30 protein-coding genes are annotated in these 20,987 nt (G+C 63.9%); all 30 read left to right on the top strand.

What is annotated here, in order from left to right:
* The first annotated feature begins 52 nt into the window (after nucleotides 1-52).
* A complete protein-coding gene (gene fusA, locus SPI01S_RS06375) occupies nucleotides 53-2,149 on the top strand; it encodes an elongation factor G (protein ID WP_066719915.1) in 2,097 nt (698 codons plus the stop codon).
* A gap of 80 nt (nucleotides 2,150-2,229) precedes the next feature.
* Nucleotides 2,230-3,423, top strand: coding sequence for an elongation factor Tu (gene tuf, locus SPI01S_RS06370; protein WP_066719913.1), 1,194 nt, complete (start codon nucleotides 2,230-2,232; stop codon nucleotides 3,421-3,423).
* A 301-nt stretch (nucleotides 3,424-3,724) separates the two neighbouring features.
* A complete protein-coding gene (gene rpsJ, locus SPI01S_RS06365) occupies nucleotides 3,725-4,036 on the top strand; it encodes a 30S ribosomal protein S10 (protein WP_010545719.1) in 312 nt (103 codons plus the stop codon).
* 365 nt (nucleotides 4,037-4,401) lie between these two features.
* A complete protein-coding gene (gene rplC / locus SPI01S_RS06360) occupies nucleotides 4,402-5,151 on the top strand; it encodes a 50S ribosomal protein L3 (RefSeq protein ID WP_066719911.1) in 750 nt (249 codons plus the stop codon).
* Nucleotides 5,152-5,778, top strand: coding sequence for a 50S ribosomal protein L4 (gene rplD / locus SPI01S_RS06355; protein ID WP_066719909.1), 627 nt, complete (start codon nucleotides 5,152-5,154; stop codon nucleotides 5,776-5,778).
* A complete protein-coding gene (locus tag SPI01S_RS06350) occupies nucleotides 5,771-6,082 on the top strand; it encodes a 50S ribosomal protein L23 (RefSeq protein ID WP_010545722.1) in 312 nt (103 codons plus the stop codon). Before rplD ends, SPI01S_RS06350 begins: the two co-directional genes overlap by 8 nt.
* Nucleotides 6,083-6,086: 4 nt before the next feature.
* Nucleotides 6,087-6,938, top strand: coding sequence for a 50S ribosomal protein L2 (gene rplB, locus SPI01S_RS06345; RefSeq protein WP_066719907.1), 852 nt, complete (start codon nucleotides 6,087-6,089; stop codon nucleotides 6,936-6,938).
* A 3-nt stretch (nucleotides 6,939-6,941) separates the two neighbouring features.
* Nucleotides 6,942-7,220 (top strand): 30S ribosomal protein S19, encoded by a 279-nt coding sequence (gene rpsS, locus SPI01S_RS06340; protein WP_066719904.1) that lies wholly within the window; start codon nucleotides 6,942-6,944, stop codon nucleotides 7,218-7,220.
* Nucleotides 7,220-7,597, top strand: a complete 378-nt coding sequence (gene rplV / locus SPI01S_RS06335; protein ID WP_066719902.1) for a 50S ribosomal protein L22 — start codon at nucleotides 7,220-7,222, stop codon at nucleotides 7,595-7,597. Before rpsS ends, rplV begins: the two co-directional genes overlap by 1 nt.
* The gene (rpsC, locus tag SPI01S_RS06330) at nucleotides 7,597-8,304 is read left to right on the top strand and encodes a 30S ribosomal protein S3 (protein ID WP_066719899.1); all 708 of its coding nucleotides are present in this window, start codon (nucleotides 7,597-7,599) and stop codon (nucleotides 8,302-8,304) included. The genes rplV and rpsC overlap by 1 nt, the downstream gene beginning before the upstream one ends.
* A gap of 16 nt (nucleotides 8,305-8,320) precedes the next feature.
* Nucleotides 8,321-8,752, top strand: coding sequence for a 50S ribosomal protein L16 (gene rplP / locus SPI01S_RS06325; protein ID WP_064313338.1), 432 nt, complete (start codon nucleotides 8,321-8,323; stop codon nucleotides 8,750-8,752).
* A 5-nt stretch (nucleotides 8,753-8,757) separates the two neighbouring features.
* On the top strand, nucleotides 8,758-8,961 hold the full coding sequence (gene rpmC / locus SPI01S_RS06320) for a 50S ribosomal protein L29 (protein WP_066719891.1): 204 nt from the start codon (nucleotides 8,758-8,760) through the stop codon (nucleotides 8,959-8,961).
* Between the two features lie 13 nt (nucleotides 8,962-8,974).
* A complete protein-coding gene (rpsQ, locus tag SPI01S_RS06315) occupies nucleotides 8,975-9,241 on the top strand; it encodes a 30S ribosomal protein S17 (protein WP_064313337.1) in 267 nt (88 codons plus the stop codon).
* Nucleotides 9,242-9,383: 142 nt separating this feature from the next.
* Nucleotides 9,384-9,752, top strand: a complete 369-nt coding sequence (gene rplN, locus SPI01S_RS06310) for a 50S ribosomal protein L14 (protein ID WP_010545730.1) — start codon at nucleotides 9,384-9,386, stop codon at nucleotides 9,750-9,752.
* Entirely contained in the window at nucleotides 9,752-10,069 is a 318-nt protein-coding gene (gene rplX, locus SPI01S_RS06305; protein ID WP_066719888.1) for a 50S ribosomal protein L24, read from the top strand. The genes rplN and rplX overlap by 1 nt, the downstream gene beginning before the upstream one ends.
* Nucleotides 10,062-10,643, top strand: coding sequence for a 50S ribosomal protein L5 (gene rplE / locus SPI01S_RS06300; RefSeq protein WP_066719885.1), 582 nt, complete (start codon nucleotides 10,062-10,064; stop codon nucleotides 10,641-10,643). Before rplX ends, rplE begins: the two co-directional genes overlap by 8 nt.
* 19 nt (nucleotides 10,644-10,662) lie before the next feature.
* Complete coding sequence (gene rpsN / locus SPI01S_RS06295) at nucleotides 10,663-10,968, top strand: 30S ribosomal protein S14 (RefSeq protein WP_010545733.1); 306 nt, start codon at nucleotides 10,663-10,665, stop codon at nucleotides 10,966-10,968.
* 12 nt (nucleotides 10,969-10,980) lie between these two features.
* On the top strand, nucleotides 10,981-11,376 hold the full coding sequence (rpsH, locus tag SPI01S_RS06290; protein ID WP_010545734.1) for a 30S ribosomal protein S8: 396 nt from the start codon (nucleotides 10,981-10,983) through the stop codon (nucleotides 11,374-11,376).
* Nucleotides 11,376-11,909 (top strand): 50S ribosomal protein L6, encoded by a 534-nt coding sequence (rplF, locus tag SPI01S_RS06285; protein ID WP_066719882.1) that lies wholly within the window; start codon nucleotides 11,376-11,378, stop codon nucleotides 11,907-11,909. Before rpsH ends, rplF begins: the two co-directional genes overlap by 1 nt.
* Nucleotides 11,909-12,268: a 50S ribosomal protein L18 gene (gene rplR / locus SPI01S_RS06280; RefSeq protein WP_174539078.1), complete on the top strand. Its 360-nt coding sequence runs from the start codon at nucleotides 11,909-11,911 to the stop codon at nucleotides 12,266-12,268. Before rplF ends, rplR begins: the two co-directional genes overlap by 1 nt.
* A gap of 2 nt (nucleotides 12,269-12,270) precedes the next feature.
* The gene (gene rpsE, locus SPI01S_RS06275) at nucleotides 12,271-13,011 is read left to right on the top strand and encodes a 30S ribosomal protein S5 (protein WP_064313333.1); all 741 of its coding nucleotides are present in this window, start codon (nucleotides 12,271-12,273) and stop codon (nucleotides 13,009-13,011) included.
* Nucleotides 13,012-13,017: 6 nt separating this feature from the next.
* A complete protein-coding gene (rpmD, locus tag SPI01S_RS06270; RefSeq protein ID WP_066719874.1) occupies nucleotides 13,018-13,197 on the top strand; it encodes a 50S ribosomal protein L30 in 180 nt (59 codons plus the stop codon).
* A 193-nt stretch (nucleotides 13,198-13,390) separates the two neighbouring features.
* Nucleotides 13,391-14,191, top strand: a complete 801-nt coding sequence (locus SPI01S_RS06265; protein ID WP_066719871.1) for a hypothetical protein — start codon at nucleotides 13,391-13,393, stop codon at nucleotides 14,189-14,191.
* Between the two features lie 115 nt (nucleotides 14,192-14,306).
* The gene (rplO, locus tag SPI01S_RS06260) at nucleotides 14,307-14,837 is read left to right on the top strand and encodes a 50S ribosomal protein L15 (protein WP_066719868.1); all 531 of its coding nucleotides are present in this window, start codon (nucleotides 14,307-14,309) and stop codon (nucleotides 14,835-14,837) included.
* Between the two features lie 307 nt (nucleotides 14,838-15,144).
* Nucleotides 15,145-16,506, top strand: a complete 1,362-nt coding sequence (secY, locus tag SPI01S_RS06255) for a preprotein translocase subunit SecY (protein ID WP_066719865.1) — start codon at nucleotides 15,145-15,147, stop codon at nucleotides 16,504-16,506.
* 30 nt (nucleotides 16,507-16,536) lie between these two features.
* Nucleotides 16,537-17,190: an adenylate kinase gene (locus SPI01S_RS06250; RefSeq protein WP_066719862.1), complete on the top strand. Its 654-nt coding sequence runs from the start codon at nucleotides 16,537-16,539 to the stop codon at nucleotides 17,188-17,190.
* A gap of 1,140 nt (nucleotides 17,191-18,330) precedes the next feature.
* Complete coding sequence (gene rpsM / locus SPI01S_RS06245) at nucleotides 18,331-18,699, top strand: 30S ribosomal protein S13 (RefSeq protein WP_066719859.1); 369 nt, start codon at nucleotides 18,331-18,333, stop codon at nucleotides 18,697-18,699.
* A gap of 73 nt (nucleotides 18,700-18,772) precedes the next feature.
* Entirely contained in the window at nucleotides 18,773-19,162 is a 390-nt protein-coding gene (gene rpsK, locus SPI01S_RS06240) for a 30S ribosomal protein S11 (protein ID WP_010545745.1), read from the top strand.
* A 100-nt stretch (nucleotides 19,163-19,262) separates the two neighbouring features.
* A complete protein-coding gene (locus SPI01S_RS06235; RefSeq protein WP_066719856.1) occupies nucleotides 19,263-20,330 on the top strand; it encodes a DNA-directed RNA polymerase subunit alpha in 1,068 nt (355 codons plus the stop codon).
* A gap of 225 nt (nucleotides 20,331-20,555) precedes the next feature.
* On the top strand, nucleotides 20,556-20,978 hold the full coding sequence (gene rplQ, locus SPI01S_RS06230) for a 50S ribosomal protein L17 (protein WP_066719853.1): 423 nt from the start codon (nucleotides 20,556-20,558) through the stop codon (nucleotides 20,976-20,978).
* Nucleotides 20,979-20,987: the final 9 nt, after the last annotated feature.

Below are 20,987 nucleotides of genomic sequence, written 5' to 3'. Positions count from 1 at the left end.
TATTGGGGAGCTGGACGGTCCGGCTCCCCAAATTTTCAAGGAAACCACGATCATGGCCCGCAGCCATCCGCTCGAGCGTTACCGCAACATCGGCATCATGGCCCATATCGACGCCGGTAAGACGACCACGACCGAGCGCATCCTTTATTACACCGGCAAGTCCTACAAGATCGGCGAAGTGCACGAAGGCACCGCGACCATGGACTGGATGGAGCAGGAGCAGGAGCGCGGGATCACGATCACGTCTGCTGCCACCACGTGCAAGTGGCGCGCCGAAGAAGGCAAGGGCGAAGAGCACCTGATCAACATCATCGACACCCCCGGGCACGTCGACTTCACGATCGAAGTCGAGCGTTCGCTCCGCGTGCTCGACGGTGCGGTCGCATGCTTCGACGGCGTCGCCGGCGTTGAGCCGCAGTCCGAAACCGTGTGGCGCCAGGCCGACAAGTACGGCGTGCCGCGCATGTGCTTCGTCAACAAGCTGGATCGCACCGGCGCCGATTTCTATTTCTGCGTCAACTCGATCATCGATCGCCTGGGCGCCCGCCCGGCCGTCCTGTATCTGCCGATCGGCATCGAAGGCGGTTTCAAGGGCCTGGTCGACCTGGTCGAGAACCGCGCGATCATCTGGCTCGAAGAGAGCCTGGGTGCGAAATTCGAATATCAGCCGATCCCGGACGATCTCGCAGAGAAGGCGGCGAAGTATCGCAGCGACCTGATCGAGATGGCCGTCGAACTCGACGACACGCTGATGGAAGCGTATCTCGAAGGCAACGAGCCGAGCGTCGCCGACCTCAAGAAGCTGATCCGCAAGGGTACGCTCGAGATGGCGTTCGTGCCGGTGGTGTGCGGTTCGGCGTTCAAGAACAAGGGCGTGCAGCCCCTGCTCGACGCCGTGGTCGACTATCTGCCGTCGCCGCTCGACGTTCCCGCGATCCAGGGTCTCAAGCTCGACGGCGTGACGCCGGACGAGCGTCCCTCCTCGGACGAGATTCCGTTCTCGGCGCTGGCGTTCAAGATCATGAACGATCCGTTCGTCGGCACGCTGACCTTCGCGCGCATCTATTCGGGCAAGCTCGAAGCGGCCACCACCGTGATGAACTCGGTGAAGGACAAGAAGGAAAAGGTCGGCCGCATGCTGCTGATGCATGCGAACAGCCGCGAGGACATCCAGGAAGCGTTCGCGGGCGACATCGTCGCGCTGGCGGGCCTGAAGGATACCACGACCGGTGACACGCTCTGCGCGCAGAACGCCCCGATCATCCTCGAGCGGATGGAATTCCCCGAGCCCGTGATCGAGCTGTCGGTGGAGCCGAAGACCAAGGCGGACCAGGAAAAGATGGGCGTCGCGCTCAATCGTCTTGCCCGCGAGGACCCGTCGTTCCGCGTCTCGTCCGACTCGGAGAGCGGCCAGACCATCATCAAGGGCATGGGCGAGCTCCATCTCGAGATCCTGGTCGACCGCATGCGTCGCGAGTTCAAGGTCGAGGCCAATGTCGGCGCGCCGCAGGTGGCGTATCGCGAGTATCTCGCGAAGCCGGTCGACATCGACTACACGCACAAGAAGCAGTCGGGCGGCACCGGCCAGTTCGGTCGCGTCAAGGTCAAGCTGACGCCGGGCGAGCGCGGTTCGGGCTTCGTCTTCAAGGACGAGATCAAGGGCGGTAACATTCCGAAGGAATATATCCCCGCGATCGAAAAGGGCTTCCGCGAGACGGCAACCACCGGTTCGCTGGTCGGCTTCCCGATCATCGACTTCGAAGTGCTGCTGTACGACGGTGCGTACCACGACGTCGACTCGTCGGCGCTGGCGTTCGAAATCACCGCCCGTGCAGCAATGCGCGAAGCGGCGCAGAAGTCGGGCATCAAGCTGCTCGAGCCGATCATGAAGGTCGAAGTCGTCACCCCGGAAGACTATCTGGGCGACGTCATCGGCGACATGAACAGCCGTCGTGGCCAGATCCAGGGCACGGACACCCGCGGTAACGCGCAGGCCGTCACTGCCATGGTGCCGCTGGCGAACATGTTCGGCTATGTGAACGCGCTCCGCTCGTTCACCCAGGGCCGTGCGCAGTACACGATGCAGTTCTCGCACTATGACGAAGTGCCCGCCAACGTCGCCGACGAAGTGAAGGCAAAGCTGGCGTAATCGGAAAACAGCCGCTATGGGGCCGCGTTCTCGCGAGTCCCCTGGCGGCACGGGAAATTGAATCAGAAGGTAGGAAGACAATGGCGAAGGCAAAGTTCGATCGGAGCAAACCGCACCTCAACATCGGCACCATCGGTCACGTCGACCATGGCAAGACGTCGCTGACGGCTGCGATCACGAAGATCCTGGCGGAGAACGTTGCGGGCAACGCAGCGGTCGATTTCGCGAACATCGACAAGGCTCCGGAAGAGCGCGAGCGCGGCATCACCATCTCGACCGCGCACGTCGAGTATGAGACGAACAGCCGTCACTACGCGCACGTCGATTGCCCGGGTCACGCCGACTATGTGAAGAACATGATCACCGGCGCAGCGCAGATGGACGGCGCGATCCTGGTGGTGGCAGCGACCGACGGTCCGATGCCGCAGACCAAGGAGCACATCCTGCTCGCGCGTCAGGTCGGCGTGCCGACCATGGTCGTGTTCCTCAACAAGGTCGATCTGGTCGACGACGAGGAAATCCTCGAGCTCGTCGAGATGGAAATCCGCGAAGAGCTGTCGCGTCGCGAATTCGACGGCGACAACATTCCGATCATCCGTGGTTCGGCAACCGCCGCGCTCTCGGGTTCGGACGACAAGCTCGGCAAGGAAGCGATCCTGGCCCTCATGGCAGCGGTCGACGAGTCGATCCCGCAGCCGGAGCGTCCGCTCGACAAGCCGTTCATGATGCCGATCGAAGACGTGTTCTCGATCTCGGGTCGCGGCACCGTGGTGACCGGCCGTGTCGAAACCGGCATCATCAAGGTTGGTGAAGAAGTCGAGATCGTCGGCATCCACGACACCCGCAAGACCACCGTCACGGGCGTCGAGATGTTCCGCAAGCTGCTCGACCAGGGCCAGGCCGGCGACAACGTCGGTGCGCTGCTGCGCGGCGTCGCTCGCGACGAAGTGGAGCGTGGTCAGGTTCTGGCGAAGCCGGGCTCGATCAAGCCGCACACCGAGTTCAAGTCGGAAGTGTACGTCCTGTCGAAGGACGAGGGTGGCCGTCACACGCCGTTCTTCGCGAACTATCGTCCGCAGTTCTACTTCCGTACCACGGACGTGACCGGCACCGTCGAGCTGCCCGAGGGCACCGAAATGGTGATGCCGGGCGACAACGTCGCGCTGGGCATCAAGCTCATCGCGCCGATCGCCATGGACGTCGGGCAGCGCTTCACCATCCGTGAGGGCGGTCGTACCGTCGGCGCGGGCGTGGTTGCCTCGATCGACAAGTAAGCACCACGCCGGCGTTTGCCGGCAGGTGTGGTCGCTTCGCCGGCTTCGGCCGGCGGGTGATACGAAAAGGTTCCGCCCGGCACTCGAAAATGAGTGTCGGGCGGTTGCCTTTTTATAGAAGGGCCGTTAAAGGCGCGCCCTTCGAGTTTTGAGTTCAACAGCAAGAGGCGGCCATCCAGCCGCCGTTCCGGTTCAACCGGCGCCGCCCGAATCGCTCTTGGCAAGCGGATGGGGCAGGGGCCGGGGCTTCGCCGGAGTGGCAATTGGATGCGTTGCCCCGCTCTTTCGCATCGGTAGGACCATGGAAACGCAGAATATCCGCATTCGCCTCAAGGCGTTCGATCACCGCGTGCTCGATCAGGCTGCCGGCGACATTGCCGACACCGCACGCCGTACCGGCGCGCTCATCCGTGGCCCCATCCCGCTCCCGACTCACATCGACAAGTTCACGGTCAACCGTGGCCCGCACATCGATAAGAAGTCGCGCGAGCAGTTCGAGACCCGCACCTACAAGCGCATGCTCGACATCGTTCAGCCGACCCCGCAGACCGTGGACGCGCTCATGAAGCTCGACCTGGCCGCTGGCGTCGACGTCGAAATCAAGCTGGCCTGAGCCGGCTTTCAGCCCCCGCGCTTCGCGGGGGCTTTTGGCGTTCGCCCCTAAAGAGGTGGACAGGGAAGCGTAGCTGACGTAAAGGCGCCGCTTCCTCGAGATTCGCGGCTCCTTCACTGGAGTCGCCATCCTCCTCGACCGGATCGTTCCCCGATCCAACGCAAGGAGTGGTGGGCCGGAACCGGCTCGCAGCGACAAGGGATACCGCCGGCGGCTTTCGAGTGGCCGGGCCTGCGTCCCCCGTCTCTTCCATCGCAAGGTGGAGGTTCAGCCCGGACGGGGGCTTCGCAGTAAAAACATCAGGGTTGAACACGCACCCGCGGGAATGGTCCCGGGGGTGCCTCTGTAATAGGAGCAACAGGCCGATGCGCACTGGCGTTATCGCGAAGAAGATGGGGATGACCCGCCTGTTCCAGGACGACGGCCGGCACGTGCCGGTGACCGTTCTGGCACTGGAAGGCGTCCAGGTGGTGGCACAGCGCACCACCGAAAAGGATGGCTATGTGGCCGTTCAGGTCGGCGCCGGCACGGCGAAGGTCAAGAACGTCGCCAAGCCGCAGCGCGGCCACTTCGGCAAGGCCGAAGTCGAGCCCAAGGCGATCCTCTGCGAATTCCGCGTCGAGGAAGATGGTCTGCTGGACGTGGGCGCCGAGATTTCGGCCGACCATTTCGTCGCGGGCCAGCTGGTCGACGTGTCGGGCCGTACCCAGGGTAAGGGTTTCGCCGGCGCCATGAAGCGTTGGGGCTTCGGCGGTCTGCGCGCTACCCACGGCGTGTCCGTCTCGCACCGTTCGCACGGTTCGACCGGTAACCGCCAGGATCCGGGTCGCGTCTTCAAGAACAAGAAGATGGCCGGCCACATGGGCGACCGCAATCGCACCCAGCAGAATCTGGAAGTGGTCGGCACCGATGCCGAGCGCGGCCTGATCTTCGTCAAGGGTTCGGTTCCGGGCTCGAAGGGCGGCTGGCTGATCGTGAAGGACGCCGTCAAGGTCGACCGTCACGCCGAAGCGCCGTACCCCGCCGGTCTGAAGACCGTCGCGAACAGCAACGAGGCTCCCGCCGAAGCGCCCGCAGTGGCCGCTCCGGAAGCCACCGAAGGCCAGGAGGGCTAAGTGAAGGTCAAGGTTCAAACCCTCGACGCCGCCGAGAAGGGCGATATCGAGCTCAACGACGAGATCTTCGGTCTCGATCCGCGCGCCGACATCCTGCACCGCGTCGTCACCTGGCAGCTCGAGAAGCGTCGTGGCACCGCCCGCGGCACCCGCGAGCGTGCCGACGTTGCGCGCACGGGCAAGAAGTTCGGTCGCCAGAAGGGCGGCGGTACCGCTCGTCACGGCGATCGCCGCGCTCCGGTGTTCATCGGCGGTGGTAAGGCACACGGCGCCCGCGTTCGCGACTTCAATCCGTCGCTGAACAAGAAGATCCGCACGCTGGGCCTGAAGATGGCGCTGTCGAGCCACGCCAAGGCGGGTTCGCTGATCGTCATGGACAGCCTGGTCGTCGAGAACGGCAAGACCAAGGTCCTCGTCGGCAACCTCGAGAAGCTGGGCTTCGGCAAGAAGGCCCTGGTGATCGACGGCGATACCGTCGAGACGACGTTCGCACTGGCCGCAGGCAACCTGCACCAGGTCAACGTGCTGCCGGCGATCGGTGCCAACGTCTACGACATCCTGAAGAGCGACACGCTGGTCCTGACCCGCGCTGCCGTCGAGAAGCTGGAGGCGCGCTTCAATGGCTAAGCAGTCCAAGCCGGTCGACATCCGTCACTACGACGTGGTGCTCGCCCCGCATATCACCGAAAAGTCGACGCTCGTCTCCGAGGCGAACGCCGTGGTCTTCAAGGTCGCCAACGACGCGACCAAGCCGGAGATCAAGGCTGCCGTCGAGGCGCTGTTCAACGTCAAGGTCACCGGCGTGAACACCCTCGTCCAGAAGGGCAAGACCAAGAAGTGGAAGGGCGCGCCCTACCGCCGTTCGGACTTTAAGAAAGCGGTCGTGACGCTCGCCCAGGGCGAACAGATCGACGTGACCACGGGGATCTGAGACCATGGCGCTCAAGAACTATAATCCGACGTCGCCGGGCGTCCGCGGGCTGATCCTGATCGACCGCTCGCAGCTCTTCAAGGGTCGCCCCGTCAAGGCGCTGACCGAAGGCAAGAACAAGACCGGCGGCCGCAACAACAAGGGCCATGTCACTTCGCGTGGCATCGGCGGCGGTCACAAGCAGCGCTATCGCATCGTCGATTTCAAGCGCCGCCTGTGGGACGTCGAAGGCACCGTCGAGCGGATCGAGTATGACCCGAACCGCACCGCCTTCATCGCGCTGATCAACTACGGCGCCGACGAAGCCGGCAAGGATCGTCTGGCCTACATCATCGCGCCGCAGCGTCTCGCTGTCGGCGACAAGGTGATCGCGGGTAAGAAGACCGACGTGAAGCCGGGCAACGCCATGGAGCTGGGCCAGATGCCGGTCGGCACCATCGTCCACAACGTGGAGATGAAGCCGGGCAAGGGCGGCCAGATCGCCCGTTCGGCCGGTGCGTATGTCCAGGTCGTCGGTCGTGACCGCGGCATGGTGATCGTGCGTCTTGGCTCGGGTGAGCAGCGCTACATCCACGCCGCCTGCATGGCGACCGTGGGTGCGGTGTCGAACCCCGACAACCAGAACCAGAACTTCGGCAAGGCCGGTCGCAGCCGCTGGCAGGGTTGGCGTCCGCTTACCCGCGGTGTCGCCAAGAACCCGGTCGACCACCCGCACGGCGGTGGTGAAGGCCGTACCTCGGGCGGCCGTCACCCGGTCACCCCGTGGGGCAAGCCGACCAAGGGTGCGCGCACCCGCCACAACAAGGCGACGGACAAGATGATCATCCGTTCGCGTCACGCGAAGAAGAAGGGCTGATAGATGGCTCGCTCCGTATGGAAGGGTCCGTTCGTGGACCTGCATCTGCTCAAGAAGGCAGAAACCGCTCAGGAGGCTGGCACCCGCGCTGGCCCGATCAAGACCTGGTCGCGTCGCTCGACGATCCTGCCGCAGTTCGTCGGCCTGACGTTCAACGTCTACAACGGCCGCAAGTTCGTGCCGGTGTCGGTCAACGAGGACATGGTCGGCATGAAGCTCGGCGAGTTCGCGCCCACGCGTTTCTTCCCCGGCCACGCCGCGGACAAGAAGGGTAAGCGCTAATGAGCAAGCAGGCAGCCCCCCGCAAGGTCGGCGACAAGGAAGCCCTTGCCGTCGCCACGCAGATCCGTGGTTCGGCCCAGAAGCTGAACCTGGTCGCCGGTCTCATCCGTGGCCGCACCGCGGCTGAAGCGATGAACATCCTCGCCTTCTCCAAGAAGGCGATGGCGGTCGACGCGCGCAAGGTGCTGGCTTCGGCCATCGCCAATGCCGAGAACAACCATAACCTCGATGTCGACGCGCTCGTCGTCCACGAGGCTTCGGTCGGCAAGTCGATCACGATGAAGCGCTTCGCGACGCGCGGCCGTGGCAAGTCCACCCGCATCCTGAAGCCGTTCAGCCGTCTGCGCATCGTCGTGCGCGAGCAGGAAGAAGCATAATGGGTCAGAAGAGCAATCCCATCGGTCTGCGTCTGCAGATCAACCGCACCTGGGACAGCCGCTGGTTCGCAGAGGGCGCCGATTACGGTCGGCTCCTCCTCGAGGACCTCAAGATCCGCAAGTTCATCGTCAAGACGCTGCCGCAGGCCGCGATCTCGAAGGTGGTCATCGAGCGTCCGGCCAAGCTGTGCCGCATCTCGATCTTCGCGGCACGCCCCGGCGTGATCATCGGCAAGAAGGGCGCGGACATCGAGAAGCTTCGCAAGAAGCTGGGCGAGATGACCTCGTCGGACGTGTCGCTGAACATCGTCGAGATCCGCAAGCCGGAAGTCGATGCGAAGCTCGTCGCGCAGGGCGTGGCGGACCAGCTGGAGCGCCGTATCGCGTTCCGTCGTGCGATGAAGCGCGCGGTGCAGTCTGCACTCCGTCTCGGCGCCGAGGGCATTCGTATCACCTGCGCCGGCCGTCTGGGCGGCGCGGAAATCGCTCGTACCGAATGGTACCGTGAAGGCCGCGTTCCGCTGCACACGCTGCGCGCGAACGTCGACTATGCCGAGGCCGAAGCCCACACCGCTTATGGCGTGTGCGGCGTGAAGGTCTGGATCTTCAAGGGCGAGATCCTGGGCCACGACCCGATGGCGCAGGACCGGCTGAACCTCGAGGCACAGACCTCGGGCGTGCGCCCGTCGCGCGACGATCGCCGCTAAGGACTAGGACAGAACAATGCTGCAACCGAAGCGCACCAAGTTCCGTAAGGCCTTCAAGGGCCGCATCCATGGCGACGCCAAGGGTGGTACGGCGCTCAACTTCGGCTCCTATGGCCTGAAGGCGATGGAGCCCGAGCGGATCACCGCGCGCCAGATCGAGGCGGCTCGCCGCGCGATCACGCGTCACATCAAGCGTCAGGGTCGTCTCTGGATCCGCATCTTCCCGGACGTCCCCGTTTCGTCGAAGCCTGCCGAAGTCCGCATGGGCTCGGGCAAGGGTTCGCCGGAGTTCTGGGTCGCCCGCGTCAAGCCCGGCCGCATCCTGTTCGAGCTGGACGGCGTTCCCGGTCCGCTCGCGGCGGAAGCGTTCGAGCGCGCTGCGATGAAGCTGCCGATCAAGACCAAGGTCGTCGCCCGCCTCGGCGACACGACGCACCTGGAGGGCTGAGAGAAATGACCAAGGCAACCGACTTTCGGGCCAACACCGACGACCAGCTCTCCGAGCAGCTGGGCAACCTGAAGCGCGAGCAGTTCAACCTGCGCTTCCAGGCCGCCACCAGCCAGCTCGAGAAGCCGACCCGCGTGCGGGAAGTGCGTCGCGACATCGCCCGTATCAAGACGCTGCAGAACGAGCGCTCGCGCTCGACTGCCAAGTAAGAGGACCGAGACCATGCCGAAGCGCGTGCTGACCGGAAATGTCGTCTCGGACAAGGGCGACAAGACTGTGGTGGTTCTCGTGGAGCGTAAGGTGAAGCACCCGCTCTACGGGAAGATCATCCGCCGCTCGAAGAAGTACCACGCCCATGACGAGGCGAATGAGTACAAGGCCGGCGAGACCGTGCGCATCGAAGAGACTGCGCCGATCTCCAAGCTGAAGACCTGGAAGGTGATCGGGCGGGTCGATACCCACGCGACGCCGAACACGGTCGACGCATAATCGTCATCTCCGCTCTTGCGGAGAACTCGAGTTGCGGTCATAGGCCGCCGCTTTGGTGCCCCGGCCGTGAGGCCGGGGTGACGCATTAGAAACGGAACCACCGGGCTCGTCCCGGCAGGCCAAACGAGAAGGAACCGGATCGATGATCCAGATGCAGTCCAATCTCGACGTCGCTGACAACAGCGGCGCGAAGCGGGTGCAGTGCATCAAGGTGCTGGGCGGGTCGAAGCGTCGCTTCGCCGGCGTGGGCGACGTCATCGTCGTCAGCATCAAGGAAGCCGCTCCCCGCGGCAAGGTTAAGAAGGGTGACGTCCACCGCGCGGTTATCGTCCGCACGGCGAAGGACATCCGCCGCACCGACGGCTCGGTGATCCGTTTCGACGGTAACGCCGCCGTGCTGGTCAACAAGAACGAGGAGCCGATCGGCACCCGTATCTTTGGCCCGGTGGTCCGCGAGCTCCGCTCGAAGGGCTTCATGAAGATCATTTCGCTCGCCCCCGAGGTGCTGTGATGGCTGCTGCCAAGATCAAGAAGGGCGACAAGGTCGTTGTTCTGTCCGGCAAGGACAAGGGCAAGACCGGTGAGGTCGTCAAGTCGCTGCCGAAGGACGACAAGGTCGTCGTTTCCGGCGTGAACATCGCCGTTCGCCACAAGAAGCCGACCCAGGGCGAGCCCCAGGGTGGCCTGGTGCGCATCGAAGCGCCGCTGCATGTCTCGAAGGTCGCGCACGTGACCGCCGACGGCAAGGCGACGCGCGTTCGCTTCGAAACCCGCGACGGCAAGAAGGTTCGCGTCGCCGTCAAGACCGGGGAGGTCATCAATGGCTGATACCTATGTGCCCCGCCTGCGTAAGCTCTATGACGAGCAGATCGTAAAGGCGATGACCGAGAAGTTCGGCTACAAGAACGTCATGGAAATTCCGCGCATCGAAAAGATCGTGCTGAACATGGGCGTTGGCGAAGCCACCCAGGACAAGAAGAAGGTCGAGCAGGCCGCTTCTGAAATGGAACTGATCGCCGGCCAGAAGCCGGTCGTGACCAAGGCGAAGAAGTCGATCGCGCAGTTCAAGCTGCGTGAGGGCATGCCGATCGGCGCGAAGGTTACCCTTCGTCGTGAGCGCATGTACGAGTTCCTCGATCGTTTCATCACGATCGCACTCCCGCGCGTCCGCGATTTTCGCGGCCTGAACCCGAAGTCGTTCGACGGTCGTGGCAATTATGCCTGCGGCCTGAAGGAACAGCTCGTGTTCCCCGAAATCAACTATGACCGCATCGACAAGGTGCGCGGCATGGACGTGATCGTTACCACTTCCGCCAAGACGGATGACGAGGCTCGCGAGCTTCTCCGTCTCTTCGGCTTCCCGTTCCCGCAGGCGGACGGCGAAGCGAAGCAGGCGGCGTAAGGAAGGAAGAACTTAAGTCATGGCGAAACTGAGTTCGATCAACAAGAACGAGCGTCGCAAGCAGCTGGTGAAGAAGTACGCCGGCAAGTACGCGAAGCTCAAGGCGATTGCGAACGACGAAAGCCTGGATGAGACCGAGCGTCTCATCGCACGGCTCAAGATGGCCGAGATTCCCCGCAACGGGAACCCGACCCGCATTCGCAACCGGTGTGAGCTGACGGGTCGTCCCCGCGCTTATTACCGCAAGTTCCGTCTCGCACGTGTCATGCTGCGCGATCTGGCCAACAAGGGCCTGATCCCGGGTGTCACGAAGTCGAGCTGGTAAAGGACACGCAAGATGGCAGTGACCGATCCCCTGGGTGACATGCTCACCCGCATCCGCAACGGTCAGCGCGCGCGCAAGGACTCTGTCCTCACGCCGGCGTCGAAGTTGCGTGTCCGTGTCCTCGACGTGCTTCAGCGCGAGGGCTATATCCGTGGCTACAGCGAAGAGCAGATGGGCCCCGCGGCCGGCATCCGCATCGAGCTGAAGTATTTCGAGGGTCAGCCGGCGATCAAGCACGTCGCGCGCATCTCGAAGCCGGGCCGCCGTGTCTATTCGGGTTCGCAGGAGCTTCCGCGCGTCCGTAACGGCCTCGGCATCACGATCGTCTCGACGCCTCGCGGCGTTCTGTCCGACGCCGAAGCGCGCGAACAGAATGTCGGCGGCGAAGTGCTCGCGGAGGTGTTCTGATGAGCCGCATCGGTAAGAAGCCGGTTCCCGTCCCCGCGGGCGTGACCGCGAGCGTCGAAGCCGGCCAGATCTCGGTGAAGGGTCCCAAGGGCACCCTCACCATGCCGCTGGCCGACGACATCAAGTACGAAGTGACCGACGGCGGCATCTCGGTGCAGCCGGCGAACGAGACCAAGCGCGCGCGTGCCTTCTGGGGCATGCAGCGTACCCTGGTGCAGAACCTCGTCACCGGCGTGACCACCGGCTTCACCAAGAAGCTGCTGATCACCGGCGTGGGCTACCGCGCTGCCTCGCAGGGCAAGGTCCTGAAGCTGCAGCTCGGCTATTCGCACGACGTCAACTTCGACATCCCGGAAGGGATCGAGATCAAGACGCCGGATCAGACCACGGTCGAGATCTCGGGCATCGACAAGCAGAAGGTCGGCCAGGTGGCCGCGGAAATCCGCCGTTGGCGCAAGCCGGAGCCCTATAAGGGCAAGGGCATCAAGTACGATGGCGAATTCATCTTCCGCAAGGAAGGGAAGAAGAAGTGATCAGCACCAAGGGTCTTTCGCTTTTCGAAAAGCGTCGTCGCCGCAACCGTACCGCGCTGCGTGCGCGGGCTGGTGGCCGTCCTCGTCTGTCGATCCATCGCTCGGGCAAGCACATCTATGCCCAGGTGATCGACGACGCCGCAGGTCGCACCGTCGCCTCGGCTTCCACGCTCGAGAAGGACGTGCGTGGCCAGACCGGCGCCACGATCGCCGCGGCACAGGAAGTGGGCAAGCGCGTTGCCGAGGCCGCCAAGGCCGCAGGCATCACCCAGGTCGTCTTCGACCGCGGTGGCTTCCTCTACCATGGTCGCGTCAAGGCGCTGGCGGATGCCGCGCGTGAGAGCGGATTGGAGTTCTAACGATGGCCGATGAAATCAACACGACCGAAGCACCGGTCGAGGCGCAGGACGCCGGCCAGGCGGCTCCCGACCAGCAGCAGCAGGGTCGTGGTTCGCGTGGCGGCCGTGGCCGTGGCGGCCCGGGCGGCGGCGGTGACAACCGCGGCCGTGGCGGTCGCGATGGCAACCGTGGTCGCCGTGACGATCGTCGCGGTGGTCCGCAGGACGACGGTGGCGAGGAGCTGATCGAAAAGCTCGTCCACATCAACCGCGTCTCGAAGACGGTGAAGGGCGGTAAGCGCTTCGGCTTCGCAGCGCTCGTCGTCGTCGGCGACGGCAAGGGCCGTGTCGGCTTCGGTCATGGCAAGGCGCGCGAAGTGCCGGAAGCCATCTCGAAGGCGACCGCTTCGGCCAAGAAGGCGATGATCCGCGTTCCGCTGAAGGAAGGCCGCACGCTGCACCACGACGGCAATGGCCACTTCGGCGCAGGCCGCGTGACCGTCCGTTCGGCGCCGCAGGGTACCGGCATCATCGCCGGCGGCCCGATGCGCGCGATCTTCGAATCGCTCGGCGTTGCCGATGTGGTGACCAAGTCGGTCGGCACGTCCAACCCGTACAACATGATCCGCGCCACGTTCGAGGCACTGGGTGAGCAGACTTCGCCGAAGTCGGTCGCGCAGCGCCGTGGCAAGAAGATCGCCGACCTGCTCGGCCGCGGTGGTTCGCAGACCGCCGAGGCGGACGCTGCGGCCGTTACGGAGTAATCGATCATGGCGAAGATCAAGATCAAGCAGATCGGTTCGCCGATCCGCCGCACCAAGGATCAGCGCGCAACGCTGATCGGCCTTGGCCTCAACAAGATGCACAAGGTTTCGGAGCTGGAAGACAGCCCCGAGGTCCGCGGCATGATCCGCAAGCTGCCGCACATGGTGGAAGTGCTCGAGGGCTAAGCCTTAGAGCGCTTGAGCTAGCGAAATAGGAAAAGGGCGGTGGGTGACCACCGCCCTTTTTCAGTTTTGTGCTTTCTGGCCACGCATGGTCGTCTGATGGTTCGATGAAACGTAGTCCCGAACTTCCCGAAAGATGGGGCCGGGAGGCCCGGTTCCAAATGGACATGCGTCTGCTCGGCGTTACCATCCATTCATGACCGACCAAGATGCGCACGAGCGTTCACAGAATCTGGTAGCGCTTTATCGGCAGTATCGCTCCGCTCTCGATTCACTGGCGGAGGACGGCAAGACCATGCCTTATCGCTGGTGGAATTTGCCGGATCCGGTCCACGTGCTTTTCATGCCATACGGGCAGATGCTAGGCGAGTACGCGACCGAGCTGGCTAATATAATCAACGATATAACGGAAAATGTTCGGCGGCTTCGCGCTTGGGCTACGGTCACCCAAGGCCTGAGCGACAACGATCAGCTTGAGGTTTGCGACGAGTTCATCGATCCGCTTGGTACTGTTGCGCTTGGCCAGCCCTACGCGATCAAATCACGGTTCGCGTTCGCAGTTGGTCATCTATGTCATCAGGCCAATCGGGCAAGGGATCCAGTGGGGTGGAGCGACGAGTTCACAAAGGAGAAGCTATACCTTCACATAATCGAGGAATTCTGTGTCGCGTGGGAAAAGTATCGTTCGTTCAAGCTGAAGCTAGAACCCCTCGCAGGTAAATCCTTCAAAGAGGCTACGAACGACTTTCGTAACAGCTACAATCACGGCTTCTCGCCGCGTTTGCTGGTTGGTGTGACCGGTCTGATCAAAAGGCAGGTGCGTGACGGTCGCGTGAGCTATGTTTTCGGGGGAAGCCAGCCACTTAGCATTGCAACCGTTGCAGATCTGCTCGCAGTGGAGCGGGATCACTGTTATCGGGCCTTCGAGCGGTTTCGGGCTCTTATTGAAGAACACATCGAGGCCATAGCGGCTTTCGACTCTCAGTTGAAGCGGTGAGCAGCGAACGCGCTCGTATCCGCCCACAAACAAGAGTCGACATTCCCCCCGCTCGCCGCTATGAGCCCGCGCTTCCTTACAACGCGCGACCAAAGCGAAAGCGAGTGCACACATCATGAAGCTGAACGAACTCAACGACAATCAGGGCGCCCGTCATCGCCGCATGCGCATCGGCCGTGGTATCGGCTCGGGCAAGGGCAAGACCGGCGGCCGCGGCGTCAAGGGTCAGAAGAGCCGCGAAGGCGTCTCGATCAAGGGCTTCGAAGGCGGCCAGATGCCGCTTCACATGCGTCTGCCGAAGCGTGGCTTCAACAACATCTTCGCCAAGGACTATGCCGAGGTGAACCTGGGCGAGATCCAGAAGGCTGTCGACGCCGGCAAGCTGACCGCGACCGACATCGATCACGCTGCGCTGAAGGCCGCTGGCCTGGCCCGTGGCGGCAAGGACGGCGTCCGTCTGCTCGGCAAGGGTTCGCTCACCGCGAAGCTGAACTTCACCGTGCAGGGCGTCTCCGCCGGTGCGCGTGAAGCGGTCGAGAAGGCCGGTGGCACCGTCACCGTGCCGGAGGTCGTTGCGGCCGCCGACAAGCACAAGGCGAAGCACCGCACGGCCCAGGCCGCTGCCAAGGCCGCCAAGCAGGGCTGACGAAATGCGAAGGCGGGGTCCCCAGGGTCCCGCCTTCCTTCGTGCTGGGGCTTGGTGCGCGCGCCTTTGGCGCCGTTTCCCCAGGTCCGTCATCCCGGCGAAAGCCGGGATCCATTCGCCGCTCCGTCGCGGCAAGCGCCGAAACGCAGACCCCAATGGATTCCGGCTTTCGCCGGAATGACCGGGGAAGGGGCAACGCCCGGTTTCTTTCGGCGCCCGCAGCCATTAGACAAGCCGCGCACAACCCCTATATGCGACTCCGCAGGGCGGGGGAGCGCCCGTCACTTATCCGGGACGAAGATACGAAATGGCATCCGCAGCCGACCAGCTGGCCTCCAGCATCAATCTGGCGAAGTTCAGCAAGGCCACCGACCTCAAGAAGCGCCTGTGGTTCACCCTCGGGGCGCTGATCGTCTTCCGCATGCTGAGCTATGTGCCGCTGCCGGGCATCGACCCGACGGCGCTCGGCCTGCTCGCGCAGCAGACGCAGGGCGGCGTGCTCGACTTCTTCAACAACTTCACCGGCGGCGCGCTGTCGCGCATGTCGATCGTGGCGATGGGCGTGATGCCCTACATCACCGCGTCGATCGTCGTGCAGCTGGCGACCTCGCTGTCGCCGCAGCTCAACGCGATCAAGAAGGAAGGCGAGAGCGGCCGCAAGCGGCTGAACCAGTATACGCGCTACGGCACGGTGCTGCTCACCTGCGTGCAGGGCTTCTTCCTGGTGCAGGGCCTCGAGGCTGCCGGGGCCGCCAAGGGCCTGAGCCCGGTGGTCGAGCCAGGCCTTGCCTTCACCCTTACCGCCGTGGTCAGCCTTGTCGGCGGCACCATGTTCCTGATGTGGATCGGTGAGCAGATCACCAGCCGCGGCATCGGCAACGGCATCTCGCTGATCATCATGGCCGGCATCGTCGCCCGCCTGCCGGTGACGCTGGTCCAGCTGTTCGAGAGCGGCCGTTCGGGCTCGATCGATCCGCTGCGCCTGATCTTCGTCATCTTCGGCGTGATCCTGCTGGTGCTGTTCATCTGCTTCATGGAGCGCGCCCAGCGCCGCATCCTGATCCAGTATCCGAAGCGCCAGACCGCGCGCGGCGTCCAGGCGGAGCGCAGCCACCTGCCGCTCAAGCTCAACACCGCCGGCGTGATCCCGCCGATCTTCGCCTCGTCGCTGCTGCTGCTGCCGCTGACGATCACCCAGTTCGCGGGCCAGTCGGCCGGCGACAACTGGTGGGGTGACCTGATCTCGAACCTGAACATCTGGCTCCGCCACGGTTCGCCGATCTACATGTCGCTCTATGCGGCGGGCATCATCTTCTTCTCGTTCTTCTACACCGCGGTGGTCTTCAACCCCGAGGAGACGGCGGACAATCTGAAGCGCTATGGCGGGTTCGTGCCGGGCATCCGCCCTGGCAAGAACACCGAGCTGTATTTCGACTATGTGCTGACCCGCATCACCGTGATCGGTGCAGCCTATTTGACCATCATCTGCCTGGTCCCGGAATGGGCGTTTTCCGCGATGAGCATCCCGTTCCTGATGGGCGGCACTAGCCTTCTCATCGTCGTGAACGTAACCATGGACACGGTGACGCAGATCCAGTCGCACCTGCTGGCCCACCAGTATGGCGATCTGATCAAGAAGGCGAAGCTGAAGGGCGGCCGCGCGCGCTGATCGGCGCGGCGGCACTAGGGGAGGTACCTTTTGAATATCATCCTGTTGGGTCCGCCGGGGGCCGGTAAGGGCACCCAGGCGAAGCGTCTCGAGACCGAGCGCGGCATGGTGCAGCTGTCCACGGGGGACATGCTGCGGGCAGCCGTGAAGGCGGGGACGCCCACGGGCCTGAAGGCCAAGGCAGTGATGGAGGCGGGCGAGCTCGTCTCCGACGAGATCGTCTCGGGCATCATCGGCGAGCGGCTCGACATGGCCGATACCGAGAAGGGCGCGATCTTCGACGGCTATCCGCGCACCTATGCGCAGGCCGAGTCGCTCGACGAACTGCTCAGCGCGCGCGGCCGCCAGCTCGACTATGTGATCGAGCTGCTGGTCAACGAGGAAGCGCTGGTCGACCGTGTCGAGGGCCGCTTCACCTGCGCCAAGTGCGGCGAGGGCTATCACGACAAGTACAAGCTGCCCAAGACGGACGGCGTATGCGACGTGTGCGGCGCGACCGAGTTCAAGCGCCGCCCCGACGACAATGCCGAGACGGTGCGCACCCGCATGGCCGAATACCGCGCCAAGACCGCGCCGATCCTGCCCTTTTACGAAGAGAAGGGCCTGGTTCGCCGAGTCGACGGCATGGCCGATATCGACGAAGTGTCGCGGCAGATCGCCGCGGTGCTCGACGGGCAAGGGTAACGAGAAGGGCGGGGGAGACCCCGCCCTTTTTGATTCCGGGTGGGGTCGCTTCGTCCGCTTCCGCCCCACTTGCGGTCGTTCGCAGCTTGATCGCATATTGCGCCAATGGCCCAAGGTCCGTCAAAGTCAGAGCGAATGGAACTTCGTCGCGCGTCGGGTAACAGAGCGTTGCCCGTGACGGCGGCGGTCCCCTACCATCGGGGACCACTCTGCCTTTGGCCGCATGCCTGCTTCATCTGCCGTAAGTCGTGGAAGCTGCCGGACGAGGCTGCTGGCAAGTGCCCGGAATGTGGCGGCGCACTTCACTCGATGGGACGTGCGTTCAAGGTGCCCAAGAAGTCCGACAAAGAGCAGTGGGACAAGGTTCGTGCTCTCTGGCTGGCCGGATTTCGTTTTGTAAATCACACCCGATGGCGAGAGGCAGAGGCGTTTCCAGAGCGCTTGCGCGAGGTTGACGAGTTTGTCCGCCGGAACCCGCGACACCCGTTTCGCCTCGCAGAACCGAACGGCAGCTAACCACCAAAAACCGCCGTCATCCCCTCGAAGGCGGGGATCCATTGGCGCTGGTATCGCGGTTCTTTCCCCCAGCGCACAGGCGAATGGATTCCCGCCTTCGCGGGAATGACGGTGGGGTGCGGAGTGGCGCGTTCCTGGCGTGAGCCGGCGGGGGATTCGTATCAGAATGTATGGAGGCTGGTTGGGCCAGCCGCACTCCGTCATCCCGGCGAAAGCCGGGATCCATTCGCCGCGCAGTCGGGGCAAAAGCCGATAGCGAGGCCCCAATGGACCCCGGCTTTCGCCGGGGTGACGGCGCGGGGGCGGCGATGCGTTCTTTTCCTTGCAACTTGATACTAGCCCCACCCCCCCCTATCCGAAACGGGACGCGCTTCGCCTTCACGCGCACGGCTCCGCTTGGCGGGCCGGGAACCTTGCTATATAGAAGGGGTTCAGCATTTTCCGGCCCCGCGGCGCTTGACAGCTCGCCTGCGGCCCCGTATCTCGCCCAACTTCCGAAACAGTAACATGCGGCGGCGCGTCACGCGTCATGCGTCCGTCGTGCGGCTGCATTTCGGAAGGCAACGCTACGAGATGGGGCGCCGCTGCCATGCAGTGCCTCGTGGAGCTGGGAGAATATATTTCATGGCACGTATTGCGGGTGTAAACATCCCGACCAACAAGCGCGTCGTCATCGCGCTGCAGTATATCCACGGCATTGGCGCGACCAAGGCCAAGGAACTGACCACGCAGCTGGGCATTGCGCCGGAGCGCCGCGTGCAGGACCTGAGCGATCAGGAAGTGCTGCAGATCCGCGAGGCGATCGACGCCGGTTACACCGTGGAAGGTGATCTTCGTCGCCAGGTGGCGATGAACATCAAGCGCCTGATGGACCTGGCCTGCTATCGCGGCCTGCGTCACCGCAAGGGCCTGCCGGTCCGTGGCCAGCGCACGCACACCAATGCGCGCACCCGCAAGGGCAAGGCCAAGCCGATCGCCGGCAAGAAGAAGTAATTCGCGCAAGCGGATCTCTTCTCCCGAGGCCTCGCGCCTCCAGGCACCAAGCTTCTAGGTCAGGAAATTCCAAATGGCACGTGAACCGCAGCGTATTCGCCGTCGCGAACGCAAGAACATCACCGCCGGCGTCGCGCATGTGAACGCCAGCTTCAACAACACCATGATCACCATCACCGACGCGCAGGGCAACGCGATCAGCTGGTCGTCGGCGGGCATGATGGGCTTCAAGGGCTCGCGCAAGTCGACCCCGTACGCAGCCCAGGTTGCCGCCGAAGACGCCGGCCGCAAGGCCGCCGAGCACGGCGTGCGCACCCTCGAGGTCGAAGTGAAGGGTCCGGGTTCGGGCCGTGAGTCGGCGCTCCGCGCGCTGCAGGCCGTCGGCTTCCAGATCACCTCGATCCGGGACGTGACGCCGATCCCGCACAACGGCGTGCGTCCCTCGAAGCGCCGTCGCGTCTGATACGTCCTGCTTGCACCGCGGGCCCTGAGGCGGGTTTCGCGGTCTTGCAGTAAATACCTGGCGGGGAATGCCTCTTCCCCGCCCAACATGAGGAAAGCCCGTGTCGGTCAACGCTAAGAACTGGCAGGAACTCAAGAAGCCCAACGGCCTCGAGAAGAAGCCCGGTGGCGATCCCAAGCGGAAGTCGACGTTCGTCGCCGAGCCGCTGGAGCGTGGCTTCGGCCTGACGCTCGGCAACGCGCTGCGGCGCGTGCTGCTGTCGTCGCTGCAGGGCGCGGCGGTCACCTCGATCAAGATCGAGAACGTGCTGCACGAATTCTCGTCGCTCGCTGGTGTCCGCGAGGACGTGACCGACATCGTCCTCAACGTGAAGCAGATCGCGCTCAAGATGCAGGGCGAAGGCCCGAAGCGTCTCCAGCTGTCGGCCACCGGCCCGGCGGAAGTGAAGGCGGGCGACATCGCGGTTTCGGGCGACATCGAAGTGATGAACCCCGAGCTGGTGATCTGCCATCTCGACGACGGCGCGACGCTGAACATGGAACTGACCGCGGACGTGGGTAAGGGCTATGTGCCTGCTACCGCGAACCGTCCGGCCGATGCGCCGATCGGCCTGATCCCGATCGATGCGCTGTTCAGCCCGGTCCGTCAGGTCTCGTACAAGGTCGAGAACACCCGCGTCGGCCAGGAGCTCGATTACGACAAGCTCACGCTGACCGTCGAGACCGACGGCACGGTGACCCCGGAGGACTCGCTGGCCTATGCCGCGCGGATCCTGCAGGACCAGCTGGCGCTGTTCGTCCACTTCGACGATTCGTCGATCACCCGGGCAGCCCCGGTCGGCATGGCGCCGGCAGCGGCTCCGGCGGAAGGTGCTGCCGGCGATGCCGCGCAGATCAACCGCTATCTGCTCAAGAAGGTCGACGAGCTGGAGCTTTCGGTCCGCTCGGCCAACTGCCTCAAGAACGACAACATCATCTATATCGGCGATCTGGTCCAGAAGACCGAAGCCGAGATGCTGCGCACGCCGAACTTCGGCCGCAAGTCGCTCAACGAGATCAAGGAAGTCCTCTCCAGCATGGGCCTGCGCCTGGGCATGGAAATCCCGGGCTGGCCGCCCGAGAACATCGAGGAAATGGCCAAGAAGCTCGAGCAGGAGATCATGGGCTGAGCCTCGCGTCCGGGATTGGCATCGCCAATCCCGGGTTGATCGCGAGGCCCGGCCGGCGGGGCCGAAGGCTCCGACCGACGACGCGGCTCTGCCGCGGCGGCCAGCACGGGAAGTTTGGCACGAGCCTAAACTTCCTAAACTCAGGGTTATGGGCGGTGGCCCTGATCGCACCGCCTGGTCTGGGGTTCCGTCGAACGGCCCCTTAACGAACGAAAGGAAGATATCATGCGCCATCGTGTAGGCGGTCGTAAGCTGCAGCGTACCTCGGCTCACCGTATTGCCCTGTTCCGCAACATGAGCGCCGCGCTCATCAAGCACGAGCAGATCACCACCACCGTCGCCAAGGCGAAGGAACTGCGTCCTTACGTCGAGAAGCTGATCACCCTCGCCAAGAAGGGTGGCCTGTCCAACCGTCGTCTGGCCCATTCGCGCCTGATGGACGACGCCCAGCTGGTGAAGCTGTTCGACGTGCTGGCCGCGCGCTATGCTGATCGCAACGGCGGCTACACCCGCATCATCAAGGCCGGCATCCGCGCCTCGGACGCGTCGCCGATGGCGATCATCGAGTTCGTCGATCGCGACGTTTCGGCCAAGGGCCAGGATTCGGGTCCGGTGATCTCGGACGAGGATTTCGACGAAGCCGCCTGATCGGCATTC

The sequence above is a fragment of the Sphingomonas pituitosa NBRC 102491 genome (genome assembly GCF_001598435.1).
Taxonomy (GTDB): domain Bacteria; phylum Pseudomonadota; class Alphaproteobacteria; order Sphingomonadales; family Sphingomonadaceae; genus Sphingomonas; species Sphingomonas pituitosa.
The sequence above is the reverse complement of the archived record's forward strand: the minus strand, read 5'-3'. Positions and strand labels throughout refer to the sequence as shown.

Coding starts and splice junctions, on each gene's coding strand:
- fusA (WP_066719915.1), top strand. CDS start 53: ATGGCCCGCAGCCATCCGCTCGAGCGTTACCGCAACATCGGCATCATG.
- tuf (WP_066719913.1), top strand. CDS start 2,230: ATGGCGAAGGCAAAGTTCGATCGGAGCAAACCGCACCTCAACATCGGC.
- rpsJ (WP_010545719.1), top strand. CDS start 3,725: ATGGAAACGCAGAATATCCGCATTCGCCTCAAGGCGTTCGATCACCGC.
- rplC (WP_066719911.1), top strand. CDS start 4,402: ATGCGCACTGGCGTTATCGCGAAGAAGATGGGGATGACCCGCCTGTTC.
- SPI01S_RS06350 (WP_010545722.1), top strand. CDS start 5,771: ATGGCTAAGCAGTCCAAGCCGGTCGACATCCGTCACTACGACGTGGTG.
- rplB (WP_066719907.1), top strand. CDS start 6,087: ATGGCGCTCAAGAACTATAATCCGACGTCGCCGGGCGTCCGCGGGCTG.
- rpsS (WP_066719904.1), top strand. CDS start 6,942: ATGGCTCGCTCCGTATGGAAGGGTCCGTTCGTGGACCTGCATCTGCTC.
- rplV (WP_066719902.1), top strand. CDS start 7,220: ATGAGCAAGCAGGCAGCCCCCCGCAAGGTCGGCGACAAGGAAGCCCTT.
- rpsC (WP_066719899.1), top strand. CDS start 7,597: ATGGGTCAGAAGAGCAATCCCATCGGTCTGCGTCTGCAGATCAACCGC.
- rplP (WP_064313338.1), top strand. CDS start 8,321: ATGCTGCAACCGAAGCGCACCAAGTTCCGTAAGGCCTTCAAGGGCCGC.
- rpmC (WP_066719891.1), top strand. CDS start 8,758: ATGACCAAGGCAACCGACTTTCGGGCCAACACCGACGACCAGCTCTCC.
- rpsQ (WP_064313337.1), top strand. CDS start 8,975: ATGCCGAAGCGCGTGCTGACCGGAAATGTCGTCTCGGACAAGGGCGAC.
- rplN (WP_010545730.1), top strand. CDS start 9,384: ATGATCCAGATGCAGTCCAATCTCGACGTCGCTGACAACAGCGGCGCG.
- rplX (WP_066719888.1), top strand. CDS start 9,752: ATGGCTGCTGCCAAGATCAAGAAGGGCGACAAGGTCGTTGTTCTGTCC.
- rplE (WP_066719885.1), top strand. CDS start 10,062: ATGGCTGATACCTATGTGCCCCGCCTGCGTAAGCTCTATGACGAGCAG.
- rpsN (WP_010545733.1), top strand. CDS start 10,663: ATGGCGAAACTGAGTTCGATCAACAAGAACGAGCGTCGCAAGCAGCTG.
- rpsH (WP_010545734.1), top strand. CDS start 10,981: ATGGCAGTGACCGATCCCCTGGGTGACATGCTCACCCGCATCCGCAAC.
- rplF (WP_066719882.1), top strand. CDS start 11,376: ATGAGCCGCATCGGTAAGAAGCCGGTTCCCGTCCCCGCGGGCGTGACC.
- rpsE (WP_064313333.1), top strand. CDS start 12,271: ATGGCCGATGAAATCAACACGACCGAAGCACCGGTCGAGGCGCAGGAC.
- rpmD (WP_066719874.1), top strand. CDS start 13,018: ATGGCGAAGATCAAGATCAAGCAGATCGGTTCGCCGATCCGCCGCACC.
- SPI01S_RS06265 (WP_066719871.1), top strand. CDS start 13,391: ATGACCGACCAAGATGCGCACGAGCGTTCACAGAATCTGGTAGCGCTT.
- rplO (WP_066719868.1), top strand. CDS start 14,307: ATGAAGCTGAACGAACTCAACGACAATCAGGGCGCCCGTCATCGCCGC.
- secY (WP_066719865.1), top strand. CDS start 15,145: ATGGCATCCGCAGCCGACCAGCTGGCCTCCAGCATCAATCTGGCGAAG.
- rpsM (WP_066719859.1), top strand. CDS start 18,331: ATGGCACGTATTGCGGGTGTAAACATCCCGACCAACAAGCGCGTCGTC.
- rpsK (WP_010545745.1), top strand. CDS start 18,773: ATGGCACGTGAACCGCAGCGTATTCGCCGTCGCGAACGCAAGAACATC.
- rplQ (WP_066719853.1), top strand. CDS start 20,556: ATGCGCCATCGTGTAGGCGGTCGTAAGCTGCAGCGTACCTCGGCTCAC.